General features: G+C 62.5%; 18 protein-coding genes. 9 read left to right on the forward strand and 9 right to left on the reverse strand.

What is annotated here, in order from left to right; all coding sequences use genetic code 11:
- Window positions 1-79: 79 nt before the first annotated feature.
- On the reverse strand, window positions 80-352 hold the full coding sequence (locus B3V69_RS15245) for a hypothetical protein (RefSeq protein WP_296447866.1): 273 nt from the start codon (window positions 350-352) through the stop codon (window positions 80-82).
- 39 nt (window positions 353-391) lie between these two features.
- On the opposite strand from B3V69_RS15245, the gene B3V69_RS15250 reads away from it, so the two are divergent.
- Complete coding sequence (locus B3V69_RS15250) at window positions 392-706, forward strand: CcdB family protein (protein WP_296447867.1); 315 nt, start codon at window positions 392-394, stop codon at window positions 704-706.
- Between the two features lie 126 nt (window positions 707-832).
- Here B3V69_RS15250 and B3V69_RS15255 read toward each other — a convergent pair whose 3' ends face one another.
- On the reverse strand, window positions 833-2638 hold the full coding sequence (locus tag B3V69_RS15255; RefSeq protein ID WP_296447868.1) for a methyl-accepting chemotaxis protein: 1806 nt from the start codon (window positions 2636-2638) through the stop codon (window positions 833-835).
- 188 nt (window positions 2639-2826) lie between these two features.
- On the opposite strand from B3V69_RS15255, the gene B3V69_RS15260 reads away from it, so the two are divergent.
- Entirely contained in the window at window positions 2827-3891 is a 1065-nt protein-coding gene (locus B3V69_RS15260) for an alpha/beta hydrolase (RefSeq protein WP_296447869.1), read from the forward strand.
- Here the strand turns inward: B3V69_RS15260 and B3V69_RS15265 are convergent.
- Window positions 3888-4553: a hypothetical protein gene (locus B3V69_RS15265; RefSeq protein ID WP_296447870.1), complete on the reverse strand. Its 666-nt coding sequence runs from the start codon at window positions 4551-4553 to the stop codon at window positions 3888-3890. The two genes, B3V69_RS15260 and B3V69_RS15265, sit on opposite strands and share 4 nt — an antisense overlap.
- Before the next feature lie 194 nt (window positions 4554-4747).
- Between B3V69_RS15265 and B3V69_RS15270 the strand changes: the two genes are divergently transcribed.
- On the forward strand, window positions 4748-6328 hold the full coding sequence (locus B3V69_RS15270) for a DUF342 domain-containing protein (protein ID WP_296447871.1): 1581 nt from the start codon (window positions 4748-4750) through the stop codon (window positions 6326-6328).
- Window positions 6329-6330: 2 nt separating this feature from the next.
- On the opposite strand, the gene B3V69_RS15275 is transcribed toward B3V69_RS15270, so the two are convergent.
- The gene (locus tag B3V69_RS15275; RefSeq protein WP_296447872.1) at window positions 6331-11865 is read right to left on the reverse strand and encodes a DUF7379 domain-containing protein; all 5535 of its coding nucleotides are present in this window, start codon (window positions 11863-11865) and stop codon (window positions 6331-6333) included.
- Between the two features lie 38 nt (window positions 11866-11903).
- Window positions 11904-12809: a caspase family protein gene (locus B3V69_RS15280; protein ID WP_296447873.1), complete on the reverse strand. Its 906-nt coding sequence runs from the start codon at window positions 12807-12809 to the stop codon at window positions 11904-11906.
- 413 nt (window positions 12810-13222) lie between these two features.
- Between B3V69_RS15280 and B3V69_RS15285 the strand changes: the two genes are divergently transcribed.
- On the forward strand, window positions 13223-14119 hold the full coding sequence (locus tag B3V69_RS15285) for a hypothetical protein (RefSeq protein ID WP_296447874.1): 897 nt from the start codon (window positions 13223-13225) through the stop codon (window positions 14117-14119).
- A gap of 31 nt (window positions 14120-14150) precedes the next feature.
- Here B3V69_RS15285 and B3V69_RS15290 read toward each other — a convergent pair whose 3' ends face one another.
- Complete coding sequence (locus tag B3V69_RS15290; protein ID WP_296447875.1) at window positions 14151-15026, reverse strand: hypothetical protein; 876 nt, start codon at window positions 15024-15026, stop codon at window positions 14151-14153.
- Window positions 15027-15280: 254 nt separating this feature from the next.
- Here B3V69_RS15290 and B3V69_RS15295 point away from each other — a divergent pair, with 254 nt between their 5' ends.
- On the forward strand, window positions 15281-16051 hold the full coding sequence (locus tag B3V69_RS15295; protein ID WP_296447876.1) for a hypothetical protein: 771 nt from the start codon (window positions 15281-15283) through the stop codon (window positions 16049-16051).
- A gap of 21 nt (window positions 16052-16072) precedes the next feature.
- Here the strand turns inward: B3V69_RS15295 and B3V69_RS15300 are convergent, their stop codons facing one another.
- Together B3V69_RS15300 and B3V69_RS15305 are read right to left on the reverse strand one after the other, a co-directional pair.
- Complete coding sequence (locus tag B3V69_RS15300; protein ID WP_296447877.1) at window positions 16073-16504, reverse strand: hypothetical protein; 432 nt, start codon at window positions 16502-16504, stop codon at window positions 16073-16075.
- A gap of 458 nt (window positions 16505-16962) precedes the next feature.
- The gene (locus B3V69_RS15305; RefSeq protein WP_296447878.1) at window positions 16963-18072 is read right to left on the reverse strand and encodes a beta/gamma crystallin-related protein; all 1110 of its coding nucleotides are present in this window, start codon (window positions 18070-18072) and stop codon (window positions 16963-16965) included.
- A gap of 297 nt (window positions 18073-18369) precedes the next feature.
- On the opposite strand from B3V69_RS15305, the gene B3V69_RS15310 reads away from it, so the two are divergent.
- Together B3V69_RS15310 and B3V69_RS15315 are read left to right on the forward strand one after the other, a co-directional pair.
- On the forward strand, window positions 18370-18534 hold the full coding sequence (locus B3V69_RS15310) for a hypothetical protein (protein ID WP_296447879.1): 165 nt from the start codon (window positions 18370-18372) through the stop codon (window positions 18532-18534).
- A gap of 379 nt (window positions 18535-18913) precedes the next feature.
- Window positions 18914-19333 (forward strand): hypothetical protein, encoded by a 420-nt coding sequence (locus B3V69_RS15315; protein WP_296447880.1) that lies wholly within the window; start codon window positions 18914-18916, stop codon window positions 19331-19333.
- 192 nt (window positions 19334-19525) lie between these two features.
- On the opposite strand, the gene B3V69_RS15320 is transcribed toward B3V69_RS15315, so the two are convergent.
- Complete coding sequence (locus B3V69_RS15320; protein ID WP_296447881.1) at window positions 19526-20515, reverse strand: zinc-dependent alcohol dehydrogenase family protein; 990 nt, start codon at window positions 20513-20515, stop codon at window positions 19526-19528.
- A 465-nt stretch (window positions 20516-20980) separates the two neighbouring features.
- Here B3V69_RS15320 and B3V69_RS15325 point away from each other — a divergent pair, with 465 nt between their 5' ends.
- Both B3V69_RS15325 and B3V69_RS15330 read left to right on the forward strand, forming a co-directional pair.
- Complete coding sequence (locus B3V69_RS15325) at window positions 20981-21454, forward strand: hypothetical protein (protein WP_296447882.1); 474 nt, start codon at window positions 20981-20983, stop codon at window positions 21452-21454.
- 6 nt (window positions 21455-21460) lie between these two features.
- The gene (locus tag B3V69_RS15330; protein ID WP_296447883.1) at window positions 21461-21994 is read left to right on the forward strand and encodes a hypothetical protein; all 534 of its coding nucleotides are present in this window, start codon (window positions 21461-21463) and stop codon (window positions 21992-21994) included.
- Window positions 21995-22069 lie beyond the last annotated feature (75 nt).

Below are 22069 nucleotides of genomic sequence, written 5' to 3' on the forward strand. Positions count from 1 at the left end.
CTAGTTTTAAGGGCAATATATAGATCGGTGCCCCTTCACATAGAACTAGAGAGAAATGGGCTGGTCAAGTGATCATTAGCTAAAATAGCCAACAAACCATCCCCGGAGCCGCGCCATGCGAGTTACCGCCACCCAAGCCTAGAACCGGTTCGGTGCCATCTGCGCCGAAGCCAAAATTGGACCGGTTTATGTGGAAAAAGATGGGCGCATTGACACCGTCATTGTGTCGGTCCAGCAGTTTGAAGCGCTGAAATCTGCCGCCGAAGCCAAGACACTGGCGCCGCGAAAAAGCGTGTTCGAGAAGACGCATAAAGCCTGGATTGACGAACAGAATTCTCGATTCGAAGCGCATGGCCTTTGGTGCGATGACATGCGGGTTTGGTAGGCTGGCATGCAGTTCGATGTTTACGACAACCCCAGCCCGCGCATGCGCGACCGATACCCTTTTGTGGTGGATGTCCAAAGTGATTTGCTCGGCAGCCTGGCCACGCGCATGATGGTGCCACTCGCTGTGACGACGCTGGTCGCCAGTGAGCTGCCGCGTCGGCTTTGCCCGATGTTTGTGGTCGCCGACAAAACTCTGATGCTGGTGCCTTTTGAGGCCGCACCCCTGGACAAGCGCCTGTTGAAAACCCAGATATCGTCAATCCCGGATAGGGTCCATGACATCGTCGCGGCCATGGATGCGGTGTTGAGCGGGATCTGAGTGTTTGACTGATTTGCTATTATTTATGTAGCATACTACGCATATTCTGCGGGGGCGGCCTCAAATCCAGGTGCAACACGTCGGGCCGTGGTGAACGCCTGAGGAACGGTCGATAAGTAAGTCCGCTCAAAAGGTCTCCCAATCGGCATCGGCGCCCGAAGCCGATGCCGACGGCGCCTTGGCGGTTTTTGGCGCGGCCGCCGCTGGCTTGGACGCCAGTTGTTTCATCGGCGCAGCAAGCGACTTGCTCGCTGTTGGCGCGCGCGCTTGGATGGCGGCTCCTTTGCCGGCGCTGCTCGCTGGCCGGTAGGTTTTTGCAGTGGCGCCCGTGGTCACGATGTGGTGATCGTCATGGGTGTTCAGCTTGAACACCGACACCGTTTGCACCAACTCCTGTGCCTGGGATTTCAGGCTGTCGGCCGCTGCGGCCATCTCCTCCACCAACGACGCATTCTGTTGCGTGACCTGGTCCATCTGCGTGATGGCTTCTCCCACTTGCGCCACCCCAATACTTTGTTCATGGCTGGCGACACTGATTTCGCCCATGATGTCGGTGACGCGCTGGATGCTGTCGACCACCTCCTGCATGGTGCTGCCGGCCTGGTCCACCAGCACCGTGCCCTCTGCCACACGTTCCACACTGGCGCTGATCAAGGATTTGATCTCTTTGGCCGCCTGTGCCGAGCGTCCGGCCAGGGAGCGCACTTCCGTGGCAACCACCGCAAAGCCACGGCCTTGCTCACCGGCACGCGCTGCTTCCACCGCGGCGTTGAGCGCCAGGATGTTGGTCTGGAAGGCGATGCCGTCGATGACACTGATGATGTCGGAGATCTTGTGCGACGCTTCGTTGATGCCTTTCATGGTTTCCACCACCTGGCCGACGATGCCGCCCCCTTTGACGGCCACCGTACTCGCGTTGAGCGCGAGTTGGTTGGCTTGGCGGGCGCTGTCGGCATTTTGTTTCACTTGCGAGCCGAGCTCTTCCATGGAGGCGGCGGTTTCTTCCAGGGCGCTGGCTTGCTGTTCAGTGCGCGCCGACAAATCGTGGTTGCCCTGGGCAATCTGGACACTGGCCGTGGCCACACCTTCGGCGCCCTGGCGCACGTTGCCCACCACCTTGGACAAGCTTTCCTGCATGGTTTTGAGTTGGGCCATCATGCTGTGCTTGTCGCCAGACTTCAGGTCGACGGGCAAGCTGAGGTTGCCCTGGGCGACGCTTTGCGCCAGACGGGTGGCCTCAGCCGGCTCGGCGCCGAGCTGATTGAGCGAGCGCCGGACAATCAGGCCAATCACAAAAAACAAGACGATTTGCACGACGCCCTGGCCGATCCAGATCCAGGTGTTAAACCGTTTGATGGCGGTCACATCGTCCTTGACGTCGACGGTAATGCTGGCCGCGCCGAGTACCGATTCCTCATTCACGCCGTGGCATTCAAGGCATTTGCTGGAACGGAATTCTTTCATGGCCAGGAACGGAAGCACCGCCCTGAGCGACGCGTCGCCGTTCTCCTTGTGGATCATCTTGAACTGCGTTTTTCCGCTGGCAAGGACATTGCGGTCCATCTCGTCGACCGGCTGTTCCTGCGGCAGGCCGGCATTAAATTCGTCGACCACGCCCTTGCCACGGATGATCCGGAGTTCCTGGATATTTTCAGAAATGCCCATCTTCTGGATGAACAGTGCCCGGGCTACCGGGTCACTGATGACATCCTTGCCACCCAACTTGGTGACCATCAAGGTGTTCAAGCCATTGATGGCGCCGTCCGCCACCGCGACCGTCCGCTCTTCGGCGGCCAGCAGGGCCCGATTCTCGAACTGGTTCGACAGCCACTGCTGTGCAGCGAGAAGAACGACGATCAAAAATCCCTGTATGAGAATCTGCAACTTCCGCTGCAGGCCCATCCTCTTCCACCAGTTGGCGATGCTGTTCATGGTTCAATTTTCTAACGAAGTTACGGTCACTTGATCAAGGGCAAATATATCCCCTATTAGGGTTAGCCCTAAATGGACTCATCTTTGATGCTTGATCCAAATCATTCGTGAGGGGAAAATAGCCGAATGCGACCCACCTTGGGTCACCCCTCGGCCCGGCCACGGTGCCATTGAACCAGGAGACGAATTTGAGTGCAATCATTTTTGGAGTGCTGGCCCTGGCGGCCGTTCTCTGGGCCATCGGGATTTTCTATTTGCGGGGGAAAGACCTGAGCGCCTTCGATCAACCTGCGGGCCTGCGCCGCTCCCTCGGCAATGCCCCGAGTGAGGCGCACAAAGCCGTGGTGGCGTCTCTTGGCGGCATTGCCGCAATACTCAAAGGCACGCCGCGCAGCCAGCACATCGCGCTACTGCGCAACTATATGGACAACGCCTTCCCTGTCAGCGAAACGTCGGCCCAGTTCACGTCAGTCAATGTCTCCGGGATACCTGCCGAATGGGTGCTGGCACCCAAGGTTGATGGCCGTCGGCGCCTGCTCTACATTCATGGCGGGGCGTACACCATGGGCAGTCCGAAAAGCCATCGGCGCCTGACCGCCAAATTTTCCGAGATCGCCAATGCCGCCGTGCTGGCCATCGACTACCGCCTGATGCCGGAACATTCGCGCCTGACGGGCATTGAGGATTGCCGTGCCGCCTACCGCTGGCTACTGGACAACGGGCCCACCGGTGCCGAGCCCGCCAGCGCCATTTTTGTGGCCGGAGATTCTGCGGGCGGCAACCTGACGTTGTCCTTGATCGCCTGGGTCCGCGACCAGGGTCTGCGCGCGCCGAATGCCGCCGTGGCGCTATCGCCGGCCACCGACGCCTCGTTGGGCAGCCCGAGTCTGAAAAGCAACCTCGAGACCGATCCCATGCTGGGTCCGCTGTTCAAGTTGCTGACCAGGATTCCCAGGACGGTCCTGCTATGGGGCGCCTGGTTTCAGAATCGCCTGCGGCCCAACGATCCTGTGATCTCCCCGGTTTATGGCGATCTGTCGCGCTTGCCGCCGGTACTGGTGCATGCCAGCGAGGCGGAAATGCTATTTGACGACAGTCGGCGCTATGTCAACAAGGCCGCCGCGGCTGGCTCGCCCGTCACTTTGCAAACCTGGCGCCATATGGTCCATGTCTGGCATATCTTTTACCCGGAATTGCCGGAAGGCCAGGAGGCCTTTGAGGAGATCGGCAAGTTTCTTCGCGCCAACTCCTAGAACTTCGATTGCTGCATGGCGGTTTCCACCTGATTTTGGAACGACAGGCTGACATCCAGTCCGCGGCTACCGAGCAGCTCGTACAAGGGCTCGACCTGGTAAAAGGGCGTCGCAAAGGCGGGTTCGTAGCGAAGGCTGTGCATGGCCTCAAACATGTCGGTATACAACCCTGGATGGGCGTCCTGGATGTAGGCAAACGCATAGGCATCGGCATAAGCTTCTTCGATGGAGATCAATTTCTGCATGGACTGACGCTCGGCAGAGCCCTCCGTGGTGGCCGCCACGCGTTCCCACAGCGCAACCGACAAATGCTTGCTTCGAATGCGAAAGCAGTGCCCCAATTCATGGGCCGCCATGGTCAGCAGGAAAGCGCGTGCGTTCTCAGGCGTGGACGTGAGCTTCATGATCAGCTCCATCCTTGGGTTGTTGCCCTCCGATATCACCACCACGCAATCGAGCCCCTCCCTGGGCATTACCCCCACCGGCGAGTACGACACGTTTTCAGCCGGCGCTTTCGCGTAGCTGATGTTCAGTTCCCGGAAGAGCGGGTGGCGGTGGACCTCCTGGATGATGTCTGTCCATTGGGCGACGCTCGGGATGCCCTGCGCCCAGGACAGTACCGACCAAAAAAGCCCCAAAAAAACAATGGCAACTTTAGACATATCCTGGCCCTACAACAGACTTACCGGGTTAATGCTGGAACCGCGGGAGCGCTGCCTGGAGATGGCTTGAGGCTTGGATACGCGGGCTATAACTGGTTATCGACCGATGAGGCTAAAACTTCAGGGACGCCGGCAGCAGCCCTAGAATGGGCCATTGGCGGAGACTGTAGACCATGGACTTTCCAGGTATTTCTTTGAGTGAAGCGGATGGGCAAGTGTTCTTGTTCTCCCAACCGACCGAGGGATGCCCTCCCGTCGACGGTGCCGCCCTGCATGCGCTGCTGGTGCAAGCCGGCTATGGCGACTGCCTGCTGCACGAAGACGCCGTTGCCAGCGCGGCCAACGACTGCAACACCCGGCACGACCCGTTCATGGTGCTGCTGGCGGAGCGGCGTGACGCCACCATAGCGATTCAGATCTCCGCCGATGACATGAGCGCGGAGCTCAGCCTGACACCCGCGCAAGGCGGCAAGGCGGCCACGGTGGAAGATGTCATGCGGGCGCTGGCCGAGGCTGGCGTGATGTTCGGAATCGACGAAACGGCGGTGCGCCAAGCCTGCGAAACCAGTGGCGGCAACCGCGTGCCCGTGGCCCATGGTGTGCTGCCCGAGAAAGGGAGTGACACTGTTTTTGAGGAGCTGATTCCACAAACCGTGGACCGCGCACCCAAGCTCAATGAGGACGGCCTGATCGATTACCGGGAGCATGGCAGTATTCCCGTGGTGCAGTCCGGTGCGCCCTTGATGCGTCGCACGGCGCCGACTGCGGGTGTGGAAGGCCACACGGTGCGGGGCCACGTTCTGACGCCCCACCCTGGCCGTGACGAGCCTTTTGCCGCGCAGCTGGCGGGCGCGCAGTCGGCCCCCGGCGACCCCGATCTGTTGCAGGCGTCGGTGACCGGGCAGCCGGTGCGGGTCAAGAATGGTGTCATGGTGGAGCCGATCCTGCGGGTCGCCGAAGTCAATATGACGAGCGGCAATATTCACTATGACGGCACGGTGCAGGTCGATGGCGAAGTGCTCCAGGGCATGAAGGTGCAGGCCAGCGGGGACATCGTGGTGAAAGGCATGGTGGACGGCGGCTTGCTCGAAGCGGGCGGGAATATCCAGGTGGCAGGCGGCGTCATAGGCCACGCCAGGTTGCGCGCGGTCGGATCGGTCAACGCCCGTTTTGCCGAAGGCGCCCATATTTACGCCGGCACCTTGATCGTGCTGGACGACATGGCTTTGGAGTGTGAATTGCAGGCGCTCAATCAAATCATCATCGGCGCCGCGTCACCGCAGCGTGGACGGCTGATCGGCGGCTTGGCGACCGCCATGATGCTGGTCAAAGTGCCGGTGCTGGGCTCCGACGTGGGCGGTGTGACCAAAGTTCTGCTGGGAGTCAATCCGGAGCTTGAGGCGAAATCCGTGGCTCTGCAGCAGCGCATCGACCAAGAAAAGGCGGCCGAAGAAAATCTGAATAAGCTGGTGAAACACTTGAGTACCACCGGCGATCCCAAAGGCCTGTTGGAGCGTGTCAACGCATCCAGGCAACAAGCGGTTCAGGTCTGGGGCAAGTCCCTGGTCGAACAGGAAGAACTTGCGCAGCAACTCGCGCTGGCGCATGGCGCCAAGGTCGAGGTCGGGGTGGGCGTGGCGGGGGCGGCGGACCTGTCCTTTGGCAAGCTGACATCACGGCTGCGCCGGGAATTTTCCGCCGGCAGCTTCAGCGTCGATTCGGAGGGCTGCGTCGTGTTCATCGATCGCAGCGGCTATGCCGTGCCGGTCGTTTAGCGTCAGGTGGCCGCCAGGATTTTCAGTGCATTCAGCAGATTTTGCGCCGCCCGCATTTCGGCGGCGCCCATCTTCGTCATCTTGAGGTAAGGCTCCAGGACGAATTCCGCTTCGTTGTAAACCGAGTCCCACATCCGCGGCGCCGGCACGCGTGCCTTGAGGTCACGCAAGGCCGTGCTCAACGCGGGCTCGACACCCGCGAGTTGCCCCCGGGCCAGCGCCGCCAGCACCAGCAGTTCGGTCTGCCCGACCACCGACCAGAAATCCGGTTGCCTGGCTGCGGCCTGGTCCAGGGAATCGCTCACGGCCTTGATGCGGGCAGCGTTGAGTTGCGGCAGGCGCTGGTTCAGGAACGCGGCGCGTAGCTCGGCGCTAATGCCGTTCTTGGCCGGGTAGTAAAGGTTGTCGGCGCCCGTTTTGCGCGCCATGGCCTCGGCCACGCCGTAGTGCTCGACGGCGGCGTCGAGCGCGGCTTGCGCTTCTTTTTGGCGCCCGCTGCGCCACTCGACCATGGTCAGCCGCTTGTAGGCCGAGCCGAGCAGGCACTCGCGCTCCAGGGTTGGCTGCAGCGCCACCAGGTTTCTCAGCTGGGCAATGCCGGCCGCAATGTCGGCGCGCGCACTGGCCGGGTCGAGCAGGTTTTCGGCGCGTCGCGCCAGTTGGTTGGCGAGCTGCTCGGCGGCGCGAAACGAGGCGCTGCCATCGTTGGCGGCGAGCGCCGCGCGGTACCAGTCAATCGCCTGGTCGACCGCCTTGGCGCCCGCATAGGCGACGCCGAAGGCCTCGGCGACGGCGCCCATGCCGCCCCACAGGGGCGCGAACTCCGCTTCGAGGTAACGCAGCTTGTCGAGCTGAAGCGCGGGCTTGGCGCCGCTGTATTCGCTTTGGATGGCGAGTGTCTCGAGCGCCAGCGCCAGCGACACCGGCGAGGCCACAGCGGCGAATTCATCACCCGGCGGCGGCGCCGGCCGTTGCGCGTCAGCGCCCTCACGGCGCCAGGTCCATTCCGGGTCGCCGTAGCACTGGTAGGCGGCCCAGGTGTTGCCCTGCCGGTTGGCATTCCAGGCCGCGCTGCGTGCCGCGCCCACGGCTTCGATGAAGCGGGCGCCGCCGAACAGCGCGGCATAGAAACCGGTCGCGAATTTTTCGGCCGGCTCGTCCTCGACCGCCCAGCCGGCCGCGATCACGCAGCGCACGCCGACCCTGACCAGCTCCTCCGCGATGTTGGCGGCGAACGCGGCGCGGTCGTAGCTCGTTTTCAGGGTGGCCGACGCATCGCGCCCGGCCAGGTGGCAGCAGTTCAGGAACACCAGTTCGGGCACGGTGCGCATGGCCCGCACTTCATTCGCGCCGAGATAGGTTTTTTCGCCCGACAGCACGACGCCCCCGTTCTCACCGAACTCGCCATGACCGGCGATGTGCACCACCCGGTACGGCCGCTCGAACAGGGCGTTGATGATGGTCTGCGCATCGTTCTGGTCGACCAGCGAGCGCACCTTGTCGGCGGCGATGCCGCTGCCCGCCATGGTGATCCGTTCGACCACGGCGACGGCCTCGCGGCGCGCGCCTTCCAGCCGCGGGTAGACCGCGGGGTCGCATTTCGGCTCGCCGATCACCAGCACGCTGTCGTCGGGGCTGGCGTCGATGACCTGGGTGCGGAAATCCTTGAGTTGCAGCCGACGCACCAATTTGCTGCGGATGGCCCAGGGGCGTTGATCGACCGCCAGCGCATCGGGGTTGGTGTCGAGCAGTTCCCACGGAATGCCGGCGGTCTCGGGCTGGAGCTCGATCACCATCTCGCTGGTGCCGCCGAGGAAGGGTTCCATCTCCACCGGCACCAGCAGGTTGAACAGCGTGCGGCCGATGTGGGGGTCGGTGTTGGCGTCGTTCGATGCCCTGGCCACCAGCTCGCGCAGCAAGGTGCCCTGCGCATGCTGGGCGCGCACTTCGGTGCGTGCGCGCTTGGTGTCCAGCGTGTAGGCGATGCAGGGGCTCGCCGGGTCGCCACCGGCGACCAGCAAGGCGCTGATCAAATCGAAGGTCGCGCCGCGGTAGCCCGAATCGAGCGAGCGCCGCATCGCCCCGGGGCCGGACTGCACCTTGCCCACCAGCTTCAGCCGGTTCGGCGCCGCGATCTCCTGCACCTGCAAGGCGCGCCAGGCATCGCTGGCACGGTCCAGATAGAGCTCGACCAGCGTGAGCTGGCCGAGTTGTGGCCAGCTGCTGTCTTGCAGCTTGAGGTTGGCGTCGAGCGCGCCCTGCGCGATCGCGCGCGCGGCGTCGCCCGCCGTGATGCCGGTGCCGCCGCTGCCGATCAGCGCGGCCGCCATCTCGAACTGTGCCGTCGTGCCGTCTTGCTGCTCCGACAGCCGCTGCGCGTACGCCAGCACCGCCTGGCGCACGCTGAAGGCAAGACCGGCCGCGCTGAGCTTGCCTTCGGCGCCGAGCCCGACCACCACCGCCACCAGCGGGCGGGCCATCTCCAGCGGGTTGTCCGGGTTCTGGCGCAGGTTGCCGAAGATCTGGTGCGAGCCGGTCGCATCGGGGTACAGACCGGCGGCGAGCGCCTGGCGCATGCCGTTGCCAACCAGCTTGTCGATCACCGCTTCCGCGCCGGTCAAGATCATGGAGTGATAGTGACCGATCAGCAGTGCCTGGCGCACGAACTTCAGATCACCATTGAGCACCGTCACACACAGCGCCGCGGATTTGGCGCGCGCGCGCTGGCCGCCGGTGTTGCCCTCGCTGCCCAGCCGCAGCACGTCGGCCTCGCTGGACGGTGGCTGCGACCCCAGCAGGCCGCGCGAGGGTCGGCTGCGCACGCCTGGCGCGGACCCGGCAACGCTCGCCGCCGCAGGCACACCGGTCGCACCCGCCGCGCGAACGGCCGGCTGGTAGGCTTCCAGCTGCGCGGTCTGGCCGTTGACCAGCAGTTCGATGTAGGCGGCGAAGGCGGACGACACGTCGGGCAGCTTGCCGTGCTCGGCGTCAACCTTCCAGGTGCGCACGCCGGGCAGCAGCGCGCTGGACAGCGTCACGCGTCCGTCGCCGTCGTCGGGTGTGTTCAGGTACTCCAGCCCGTCGGCGCCGCTCACGAATCCGTTCGGCGTGAACGACGCGTGGCCGATCACCAGCAGCATCTTGTCCGCTTGGGCGCCCAGCGTGGCGACCTGCGCGTCGAGCCGACGCCGCAGCGCCACGGCCTGGTCGAGTATGGTCTGCGGCGGCGCCCCCCATTCGTAGATCGAGCGCTGCGCGCCTTCGTCGTGCCAGATGCTGCGCTCGCGCAACGCGGCCATGTCGTCGTCAGCCAGCTTCTGCCAGGTGCTGGCCTGGTCGAGGCCGAGCGCCGGGTCGAGCAGCGCGGCCTGCAGCTGGATGAAGCCGGGCAAGCCCGCCATCATCTTGCGCGCGCCGCCGTTGTTGAACAGCGAACCGAAGGCGACCAGCGCGTTGCCAAAAGTGTCGTCGCCCGAGAGCGTCTGCATCGGCGCCCACGAGCCGCCGTTGGGCGTGCCCAGCATCAGCAGGCGCGCACCGTCGCGCGCCATCAAGCGTTGCCAGGTCTCGGGTTTTTCGAGCTGCAGGGTGCGCGCGACCAGCCCGCCCATCGAGTGCGCCAGCAGCCGCACCGGCTGCTGGCTGGTGTTGCGCTCGGCCAGCGCCTTATCGACCACCGCGGCCAGGCGGCGCGCCTCGTCCTCGATGGGACGGCGCCAGTCGTAGGCGAAGGCGATCACCTCATGGGTATCGGCCAGGCGTTCGATCAGCTCGTCGTAGCTGCTGCCAATCGGCCCGTCGGGCTCGATGCGCGCGGCGGTGGCCGGATCCCAGGCGAGCTTCATCAGGCCGTTGACGAAGCGAAAGCCGAGCCAGATGCGTTGGCCGTCGAGCTTCAGGTTGGAGCCCAGGATGCCCGGCAGCACGATCACCGCCGGGCGGTCGGCCGCGTCGGCGGCGGGCCCGCCGCGCGAACGCGCCACCGCCTTGGCCGCCCGCGTGCCGCCCGCATCTTCGCCAGCCCAGGACAGCGGGCCAATGGCGGCAAAGTTGGCCGGCGCGGCGTCCAGCAAGGCGCTGGCGATGGCACTGACGGTGCGCTCGTTGGCGAAGTAGTTGAAGTGGGTGACGGTCGCGCCGCGATCGAGCAGGAAACTCGCGCCCGGACTGGCCGGGCTCGTGGCACGCGGCGCGCCGCCGTACATCGAGCGCGTCTGCACCACCAGGTCGTTGTCGGTCCAGTAGAAGGCGTCTGACAGCAGGGTTTTGACCCAGGAACCGATCGAATCGCCCTGCAGGTCGCCGGCGATCACGCGCAGCTCGCCCGGCAGGGTCTCTTCGCGGCTGTTGAGCCAGGCCACTACCGCGCTCTCGGGCATCATCGCTTCGATGCCGGGCAGCTCGGCCGGGTCGGCCCGGCGGCGCGCCACCTCGTGCAGAAAATCGACCAGCTGCGGCGCCACCGGCACACCGGCCAGCTGCAGGCCCCACTGCAGGACCGACAGGTAGGCGTCAAAGCGTTTCGAGGCGAGCAGGGTGCCGCGTGCCGGGCAGGCCACCCGCACCACGCGTTCGACCTTCAGCCCCTTACTCTGCGCCAGCTTCACCAGCGCCTGCAAATCGGCACGGTGCACCAGGTATTTGTCGTCCGCGAATAGCAATAACTCGGCCTCGCTCAAGGGCCCGCCCGCGCAGGCCCGTGCCAGCACCTCGGCCACCAGTCCGCCGCGCGAGTGGGTGACGAGGTGCAGCCGCGCGCCTGCGGGCAGCGTCCGCACCAGCGCCAGCGCATTGGTGATCGGGCTCTCGCCCATCGTCGGGTGATCGAGCGCGTAGACCCGGTTCTGGTAACGCCCGAACAAGTCCCGCACGGTCTGCGGGTGCAGGGTCCACAGCTTGCCGAAGGTGCTGACGGTATCGACAAAGGTGCCGTGAATCAGGATCAGCAAGGGGCCGCCGTCGTCCGCCGGGGTCACGCTGGCCAGCTTCAGCTTGCTGCCCTTGAGTGACGGGGGCAGCGCATCGGCACTGAGCTGGTAGACCCCTTCGTCGACCGCGTCATCGACCTTGTGCGTGATGGCGGCCGTGGCCAGATTCACCGCCGGGTCCTTCAACAAACCGGTGATCACATCGACCGCGCTCAATACCGCCTGGCCCATCCAGCCGCGCGTTGCGGCGCGCGTGGCGCTGGCTTCCAGGCCGGGCCAGCCGAGCTGCGCCGCGACCGTGACTTCATTGGTGCCTGCGGCCTGGAGCGCGCTGCGGCTGGCGTCACCGGACTGCGCACGCAACAGGTCGCGCGCGTCCTCGGGGTGCAGCACCAGTGTCGGACCATTGGCGATGGTCAGCACCACCACGTCTTCGCCCGGTCGCGCGCTCAGGCGCACCGGTTCAGCGCCGCCGCGCTGCGCGCCAACCCGTACCGAGCCCTTGACGCTGGCGCCGGTGCTGGCGCCCGTGCGTCCGCGGCTGGCGTCGCTGGCAGGCTGCGTCTGCCCCGGGATGATGAAAGTGATGTCGAGTGTGCCAGTAGCCATGTGCTTGCTCCTGCTCGGGTGGGGTTTGCTCGGGCGGATCAGACCGCGAACGGCGTCTGTGCCAGGAACCGGGTCGCCTTGCCGAGCACGAACAGGTTGGGCGACTGGCTCGGCGGCATCGCGGCCTTGATGCGCGCATGGAAGTTGCCATAAGTGCCGGTGAATGCGCCGCGGTTCCAGACTTTCAGCAGTTGCTCGGTGAAGGCGCCGTTGTGGTCGCCATCCATCGAGGTCTGGTTGTCCTGACAGCCCGAGATCAGCACGACCGTCGGCTTGAAGCTGCCCACCAGCGCCGTCGCCTGGGCCGCCGCGCCGACCTGGGCCAGCGCTGCATCGGGGTCGACGACGGCGCCACCGGCGGCCTTGGCGACATCGCGCTGAAGTTTGTCGTAGAACGCCTGGTGCGCGCCATAGACCCGCATCGCCACCGCCTCGGGCATCAGCTTGACGCGCTGGCCCGGCGGCGGCGGTGGCGGCGGCATGCCGCGCGTGACGCTGCCGCTGTGGCAGCTATCGGAGAGCACCAGGATGCGCACGCCGGAGGCGAACTTGCTGAGCGCGAAGTAGAGCTCGTCGTCAATCAGCTGGCCGTCGTAGAGGCACCAGGTTTCGTCTTTGTGGTCGGGCTCCTCATGGTCGATGTCGGGCATCTGGCCGCCGTGGCCGGAGTAGCTCATGAAAAACAGGTCACCCGCCTTCAGCGACCGGGCCGCGCTGCGCATCCCGGCCAGCGTGTTGGCGCGTGTGGCCTTCTTGGTCAGCAGCACGGTGGGCTTCATGCCCTTGGATTTGGCGATCGCCGCCATGTCGTTGGCATCGAACTCGCAGGCAGCGAGTGGGCCGCCCCAGCCCTCGTAAGCGGCGGTGCTGACGGCATTCAGGCCGATGTGCAGGGAGAGGGCCCGCGCCTTGCTGGTGGTCGCGGCGGTAGGTTTTGTTGCCATGTTGTTGTCCTTGGTGGCGCCGCACGACGCGCGTTGCGGCGGGTTGAAGTCAATACCGCGCTCCCTGGCAGGTGCGCGGTGCGTTGCGCGGGCCCCTGGGTGTGAAAGCCCTCCCTGTGTGGCGGCAAGAATTGGTCATTCAACGGCCACTTTTTAAGTATCTGCGCGTCTGGTCGCCCTTGTCAATCTTTGAATTCCAGTGTTTTTTGCCTCTAGCCCTCGTGGAATGTACGTAATATGCTATTAATTTAATAGCAGATCAGTGCGGATGAGCGACGCCTGTTGGGCGCTTGAAGGAGGTGAAAGCCAGATCGTCGGCGTCAGCGAAAGATGGCCCCAATGTGCGATACCGCACAGCCGGTTCCGGGTGGAATCGGCTAGTCTGACCGGAGCAAGTTTTTGGAGGATAGAAAATGCGCTACCTGTTCATTGTGCTTTGGATGTTGCTGGGGTCGCTGACCTCGGCCGTGGCTCAGGTGGGCATCGGTATCGGGCTTCCCGGCGTCAGCATCGGGATCAACCTGCCGGTGTTCCCGCAGCTCGTTTTGGTGCCGGGCTACCCGGTCTACTACGCGCCGCAACTGAATTCAAACTATTTCTTTTACGACGGCATGTATTGGATTTACGAGGGGGATAGCTGGTACACGAGTTCTTGGTACAACGGACCCTGGGGGCTGGTGGACCCGGAGTTTGTGCCGTTGTTCGTGCTGCGCATCCCGGTGCGCTACTACCGGGCGCCGCCCATGTACTTTCGCGGCTGGCGCGCAGACGCGCCGCCGCGCTGGGGCGAGCACTGGGGCAATGAATGGGCGCAGCATCGAAGCGGATGGGACAAGTGGAACCGCCATGTGGCGCCAACGCCGGCCCCGCTGCCGGTCTACCAACGACAGTATTCAGGGGCCCGCTATCCCCAAGCGCCGCAGCAGCAGGCGCTGCACGGCCAGAATTACCGTTACCAGCCGCGGGACGCCATAGTGCGCCAGCATGTGCAGGAGCAGGCCGTGCAAAAAGCGCTCGCGCCGCCGCAGCGCGAACGCCAGGGCGCACCCCAGGAGAGAAGTCCCAGGCCGCAGCAGGATAGCCAGCGGCCTAACCCGCCAGCGCCACTCCAGCAGGGCGGTCCAGCCGCACCGCACGCACAGCCGCCGCAACGGGCGGTCGAAGAGCTTCAAAGATCAGCCCCACCCCAAGCCCCGGCTCGCGTGAGAGGCCCGGCAGAGCAAGACCAGAGGCAGCCGCAGCAGCAAGGGCAGGGGCCAGGGAAAGACCGCGAGAAGGGGGAGGAGCGGGGTCAGGAACGCAATCGCTGATATGGCTCAGCCGGGGGGCGACCTCCCGGTGTCATTGCACCGTTTGTTGCCGCAAATACTCGGCGCGCTTCATTTCAAGATAGGCGCCCTGATCGAGATCATGCAGCTGGCGCGGATAGCGCTCGATGGCCGTGAACCAGGCCTGCAAACGTTTTTCAAGCTGCGCCGTCGGCGCCGCATTGGTGAACTGCAAAAAACTGTCGATGGCGAGGTAGTAGCGCATCGTGTTGCGCTCCACCACGCCACGTACTCCGCCGATATAGGCAGGCTCGCCATTGGCCCCTTTGCCGGTCACGGTGAACCCCACTTTGCCGCGGCCAAGCGTCGCAAGATAGGTCTGCATGGCCAGCTGTCCGGCAAAATTCGTGGCATATGAATAGGTCAGATGCAGGAAGCTTTTGTCGTTCGCAAGCGCCACCGCTTGCAGCTGGATACGGTAGTCGCTGGTGCCCATCGGTCCGTCTTGGGCCTGGAGCAGGATTTCAAGATAGTTCGGGGTCGCGGCGGCGACGCTGTAAATGAATTCGATATGCGGCACAAAGGTCAGTTCTTCGGGCGTCTTCTTGCCGACATAGACTTTCAGGACGGTGCCCGACGGCCCCACCGTCGCATGGCAATATTTGGTGTTGACGTGCAGAATCATCACGTCACACCAGTGATCCGGATGGTCCAGGCCAGCACTCACCACGCCAAACGGATGCTCGATCACCGCGTAAATATCGCCTTGCAGACGGTTCGGCGTTTCAACGGAATCGAGCACCAGCGGCCGCTTGAATTGGTTCTGCCGCAGTGCTTCGTCCAGCGACGCGTATTTGGCGCGCAGTGTGACAACGGAGTCCACCCCGGCGCTGGATGCGCATGCAACACCCGCAGCGCAGATCAACAGAACGCATCTCAGAAAGTTCAATAAATTTGATCCAAAACGCCTATACATTTCCGCTCCTTCACGGCGAATGAACTCATCGATATTGTTTATGGTTTGCCTGCCAGGATAGCCCGGCCCGGCAAACGGGTCTGTGCGCAAGCGAACGCGAAGGCCCAGCTTTCGCGAGGGTCTTTTATACGTGTGCAAACGCACTGACAAACCGCACGTACGCTTCGAAAATTTGCTGTATTCGAAGACTTGGGTTGTCTTCATTGTATTTTTGGGTGTATTCGACCATGACCGTAGCACTAACTAGCCATTCTTTGGCACTGCAGGATGTCAAAGTGGCGTTCCAGACCCGGACTGCCAGCGCTTGGGGTACGAATTTCCTGCATCATCTGAACGCTGAACTCCAGCAGGCGTTGCGGACCGATCATCAGCAGCTCACGGACCAGATTTGCAGTCTGGCCCAGGCTTTGTTCGACGCACGCCGCCGCTCGCTGTCTGGCCAGTCGTCTCTCACGGCATTGGGCATGTGTGTGTTGATCCTGAACGCCTACCGGGTGCTCGTTGTCCAGCTTGGAAGCTCGGAGCAGGCGTTTGAAGTGGTCGAGCGCAGCTTCGATCAGACCTACCAGGCGTTTATCGATAACGTCTGCAAACCCCTCTATCTGGACGCGAAACGTTCGCCCCAAAATCTCGCGAAAATGAACTTCAGCGACTGGAGCAAGTGCATGTACCAGACCGCTGGCGTTCAATCGAGCAGCGCGCATGAGGCCATTCTGGAGCGCGATGCCAGTGATTACCACTCGTTTTTCCAGGAACACCATGAACCTGGCCTGTCGCGAATCATTGACGCCGCCGATCTGGCCTGGGCCCAAGCGATTGCTGCTTTCAATCGCCCCGTGGATGCCGAGTCTCGCAGGACGCGCGTCAGCGACGCGGGTTTTTGTCCCTTTCGATTTGCGCCCAAAACCGTCAAGCGTCAGCCTGCCAGACCCGATCTGGTGTTTGAACTACTCAGCGACCCGCCTAGCGCGACCGAAACCAGAAGAGGCGAAACATAAGGTGCCCACCACGACGACCCGTTAGTCACTGGCACGGCGGGTTCGAGCGCGCTGCATCAGCACGGTCACCAGCAGCGCGGCGGCGGCCGAGCCCATCATGACCGGCGAGGCCGAGAGCATATCGACCAAGCCATCGACGGCGTGAACGCTGACCTGCTGGACATGGCTGACCAAGGTGATGACGTCATTGGCTTGCACCCTCTGTGCATCTTCAAGTTGAACGTGCAAGTCCGGCCAGCCGCTGCGAAACCGGATACTGGCGAAAATGCCATTGGCCACGGCGACGAGCGAGAGCACACCCAATGGCCGCATCAGATACTCAAGCAGACGGCCTCGCTCAGCTGGCGGTGCGGACTCATAGACCTGACCGACCAGTTGCGCGATGGTGATTTCCGACACTTGGCAGCCCAATGCTTCAGACGGAATTGGTTTGGGCGTATTGTTGGGATTCATCCTATTTTTCTCCTGAATGAGAGGCCCGCGACGGGTTGCGGGCGAGACTGGGCGCATTCTGAAAACGCTGTGGCAGCGTCGCCAGCTTGGCTCACTATTTCTTCACGCTGAGTCATTCGACTGTGTTCTGTGTAGTGGTTTGATAACACTTCCTCCTCATCAGTCTCCTGATGTCACGCAGATCTTCCAGCATAAACCAGAGTGTGCTGTTTGTATGTATCGGGATGCTGGCGAAATGTGACACCTTGTAAGAGACTAAAAACACCGTCTCCTAAAAACATCGTCTCTTTTGTCAGCCGTTCAACTTGCGCTGAATAGGTACCGCCACAACTGAAGCTCGGCCGTCAAAGTTCATGCTTTCAAGACCCAGCAACGAGCGCGCGTCATCCGTCCCCCCTCGCGACGAAAAGCCTGACCCATGCGGCCAGACCCAACGCGGGAAGAATGGCGATGGCAATTTAGTGCCGGGGCTCGCCCTGCTCGTTGACGGTCACTGTGGGTCCTGGGGGTGTGGTCATCTGAATGCGATGCTCCTGGCCCCGGAAGTTGTAGGTGACATCCCAATATTGGGGCCGCGCCTGGCTCGGTACGCTTTCACAGCGCTGGACGTCCTGGGTGGCCGTCTGTTGCGTGCCGCCATCGCGCCCGATATTGGCGCCTACCGCAGCCCCGGCGACAACGCCGCCAGCGGTGGCAAGGTCCTTGCCGGTGCCGCCGCCGACCTGGTGACCGAGAATGCCGCCAATGATGGCGCCGGCGATGGCCCCGGGAACGTTGGCATTGTTTCGATCCTGGGCCACTTGCTCACGCTCGACCCAGCAACGGTGCTCGGGCGACCCGAGCACCGCGCGCACTGACGTGACGTTCACCTCGTGAAGCCGCTCGCCGTTGCGCCGACGGTAGTCGGGGGCGGCAAGCGGAGCGGGCGGATTGCGCGGGTCTTCGATGCGCGCGTTCCGATTGACGGCCCGCACCGATGAAATGCGGTCGTTCAAGCCCATCGTGGCCAGGGATGGATAGCGCCCCGGCCGCAAGACGACGCAGCGACCGCTGAACCGGACGTCTTCACAAACCTCCCACGGCTCACCCACCACCTCGACCGCCGAGGCGCGGTCATTGAAGCCATAGCGTCGGAAGTTTTCGACCGGCCTGTCGGTGGTGAAAGACCGGCCGCCAAAACCTTCACGTTCGTAAAAGGTGACCTGTGGGGCCACCGGCGCGGGCGCATAGCGCTGGTCATTCACGCGTGCGTCCCGGTTCATGGCCCGCACCGATGAAATGCGGTTGTTCAAGCCCATCGTGGCCAGGGATGGATAGCGGCCCGGACGCAAGACGACACAGCGGCCGCTGAACCGAAGGTCTTCGCACACCTCCCACGGTCCACTGACTACCTCGGCCGACGAGGCGCGGTCATTGAAGCCATAGCGCCCGAAGTCAGCGACCGGTCGCTCCGTGGTGAAAGACCGGCCTTGAAAGCCGTCCTGTTCGTAAAAGGTGACCTGTGCGGCCACCTGCGAGGCAATCGCCACCGCGGCCACCGCGATCGCGTTTTTTAAGAGTGCATTCATTGATAGTTCCTGTAGAAAATTGTGGCGGGCGGTCAACCCCACCGTGCCGATACTGGCGTCCAACACAGCCAGGCAACATGATCTTCACTGTCGCGCCTGGTCGAGTTGGCGTCTGTGCGGTGTCGTACACAGCGAGAGGTTCATTGGTCGTTTGAAGCGAAACCTTGGCCAGGGTCTAGACGATGGGGTGCTGGCCATTCATATAGGATGGCGGTGCGCGTGCAATCAGCGCATTGAAACAGAAGTAGGGTTTGCCTCACCTGCGACTCGAATATTGCCCACCCACTGGCATAGAAAATGGCTGCAACGATAGCGGTGGACCTGTTTAAACAGACTCAACAGGCGATCAACGAGACGGCGAGGTGTCCGGATCACGGCTCCTTGACATTGCGGGCAGCGGTGTTTTCTGACACCCACGTCGCCTGTCATTTCTGCACTGAACGCGCGAAGTTCCATATCTGAGTCCCGTCGATAAACATGTTTCATCCTGCAACGGACGATAGGTGGAAATTCCACGTAACTCCGTTCGCTGGCGCACATAGGCCGCCCCGACCTTGATGGCCGGACTATCAAGAGAGTCAAGGCTGTACGTGATTAATTTATCTGAAGCCGGTGCGGACCTGAATTCGAACGATCCCATGGTCTCGGGGACATCCAGTCCAGCAAAGATTTCTCGTCGCGCGTTGAGGTTTCGCAAAGCTGCTGGTCAGATCGAGAACAGAATTTCACTTTGTCTCGATATGGAACGAGTGCAGCCAGATAAACAAGCTATTCGGCGCGGTATGTGGTCAGCCAGATGGTCACCGGTTGGTGCTCAACTAACTTCGGGAAAGGAATCGCCATGAAACAACTTTTATCAAAGTTTGGTGTCGTCTTTGCTTTGGCCGCTAGCTGCGTTTCCTGCGACAAGATCAAGCCGCCGTTACCTGAACTGCAGAAGCCTCCCACGGTGTCAAGTCAGCCGGTCCCGCAGACGGGGGAGCGCGAAGTATTCTCCCAAACCGCTCAAAAAGAGATTGATGACCTGCGGGGCGTGATTTCTGAATTTCGGACGAAGGCCGAGGCGGCCAACCTTCAGACCAAGGCCAAGCTTCACGAAGAAGTTGAAGAGCTTGACGCAGATTTACGTGAAACCCAACAGCGTCTGGTGGAGCTGAAGTCCGCCACGGTCGAGTCCTGGAATCAAGTGAAAGAGTCGTTCAGCAGTTCACTGGGAAAGTTAAAGAACCGGGTCGACAGTTTTCGCAGAAGCGCGGCGTGACGGAGGTGAGTTGGGACGTTGGCTTCAGGCGCGCGCGTCCTTGCATTTTCCCAACCGCGCGCTGATGATTTTGTGGGAACCCAATTAACGGGTGAGCGCATGGATTTCGAGCGACCGCGGACAAAAAAGCAGCAAAACGCCATACTGTCCAGGGCCATGGATCATTGTTTTGGTCGAAGGCGGCTCTGACCGTCAGGGCGCCAACACGGCAGCGCCGTCAATCATCCCGGCCCGCAGTGCGGCGATGGCCTCGTTGGCCTGTGCCAACGCAAAAGGCTGCACATGCGTCGTGACCGGGTACCGTTCAATAAGGGAGAAAAACGCGTCGCCATCTGCCCGGGTTAGATTGGCGACCGAGCGGACACTGCGCTCGCCCCACAGCAGGGCATATTCAAACGACGGGATGTCACTCATGTGAATGCCTGCGCACACGACGACACCGCCCTTTCGGGTGGCGCGCAGGGCGGCGGGCACCAGTGACCCCACTGGCGCAAAAATCAATGCCGCGTCCAGTTCGGCGTTGGGCCGGGTGTCGGACGTGCCTGCCCAACAGGCCCCCAACCCAAGGGCAAAACGCTGGCCTTGCTGATCGCCCGGACGCACAAACGCATAGACCTGCTGCCCTTGAGCCACGGCGATCTGACAAATGATGTGCGCTGCCGCCCCAAACCCGTAAAGTCCCAAGCGCATGGCGCCCGTCACACCAGACAGCCGGTACGCCCGGTAGCCGATCAAGCCGGCGCACAGCAAAGGTGCCGCGTGCAGGTCGTCATACCGTTCAGGCAGGGCAAAACAGAAGCGTTCATCGGCCACGGCGTACTCTGCAAAACCACCGTTACGGTCATAACCGGTAAAGACCGGTGTGTCGCACAGGTTCTCCTTGCGTTCTTCGCAATAAAGGCAATGGCCGCAGGTGCCGCCAAGCCAGGGAATACCAACGCGGTCGCCCAACTGAAATCGGGCTGCAAGACGCCCCGCGGCAACCACACGTCCCACCACCTCATGCCCCGGAACGATGCCAGGCTGCCTGAGCGGAAGATCGCCATCGACAATGTGCAAGTCGGTCCGGCAGACGCCGCACGCGAGCACCTTGATGCGTATCTCGTGCTCGCCCGGTTCGGGTAGGGGTAGTTCGGACAGGACCAAGGGTTGTCCCGGCGCGTTCAGTGTCATGGCCAACATACAGCGAACTCCAGTTCTGACGTACTGACACAGCAGCCAAGGTTTCCGGCCTGTTTCAAGGATTCCAGCATGGTTATTTCTCTTGAAAAACGGTGTTGATCCAGTGCGTTGTCATGATTTTTGGCGCACATTGCGTTGCCCTTCAGACGGCGGAGGCCGCTGGACGACCTCACTCTATGACGCCCGGTTATCAGAAGCTTGATATTTCACAAGTTCCATGCAGGGGAGAAGCCTACGGTGGCGGCGTCTTTTGCCGACGCACAAGCGATGTATTTGATTGATAAAACGCAATTCACTGACTGGCCAAGCGCTCAAAGTAACACTGTTCTGCCGAGAGGATTTTCATTGTCGATCGTTGACCGCCACAAGTGGTTTGAAACTGTGAGATCGGCCACACCCTGATCTATGACGGCAAGGTGAATTGGAGCCGCCTCCGGGGCAGCGCAAGATCGAAGGAGGGCGAAGATGAATGCTGAATTAAAGCGCCATCACCGAAGCCAAATTGCCGTCGGCGCGTGGGCCGTGGCGTTTGCCGTATTGACCCTGAGCCCCGCAGCACTGGCGCAACGGGAGCGCAGAACGGTGCGACCTCAGTGGCACGGTGACATTGCACGCTTTCATGAACACGACTGGGGTGTCTGGCGCGGTGGTCGCTGGGCTCACTCCCGCCATGACGGTCGCCTGGGTTGGTGGTGGGTGGTGGGCGCCAGTTGGTACTTTTATCCGGCGCCGGTGTATCCCTACCCGAATCCGTGGGAGCCGCCGCCGGTCGTCTTGGTGACGCCGCCCGTGGGTGTCGTGCCGCCGGCACCTCCGACCCAATATTGGTATTACTGTGAAGCCTCGCGCGCTTACTATCCCTACGTTCCAACCTGCCCCGGTGGCTGGCAGCAGGTCTTGGCCACGCCAAGCGATGGCTCGCCGATACCGTCGAAATAAGGAGTCATGATGTTTATCGCCCATCGCCTTCTCCGTGACGCGTCTGTGAACCTGCGGCTTGCGTTCCTCTTCTCCGCAAGCATCACCTCACTGTTCTTGGCCAGCTGTGCCGAGATGCCCAGCGGGCCCTCCGTTGCCGTGATGCCGGGCCCGAATAAACCGTTCGATGTCTTTATGGAAGAAGACCAATTGTGCCGCGGTTGGGCGGCGCATTCGATCGGACTGGCGGGCCATGATGCCGCTGCCGAACGGCTGCTCGCATCAACGATCACGGGTGCCGCAATAGGCGCGCTTGCCGGCGCCGCCGTGGGCGGCCACCGCAATGTTGGTGCGGGCGCGGCGATGGGTACTGTGGTTGGGGTCACGGCAGGGGCGAATCAGAGTGCCGTCACGGCCGGGAGCGCGCAACGTCGCTACGACATTGCGTACCAGCAATGCATGTACTCGAAAGGGAACTTCGTGCCGACCTACGGTTACGGCGTCTCCCGCTATCCAGCGCCATCGTTGGCCACGCCACCACCGCCGCCTATGCCAAGGTAGCGCAACGTCAAAGATTGTTTTCAGTCTGCCGCTGTGGCTTGGCAGGTGAACGTGGCTCTATTTTCGAATTTCGGA

This window comes from Rhodoferax sp. UBA5149, from assembly GCF_002413825.1.
GTDB lineage: Bacteria > Pseudomonadota > Gammaproteobacteria > Burkholderiales > Burkholderiaceae_C > Rhodoferax.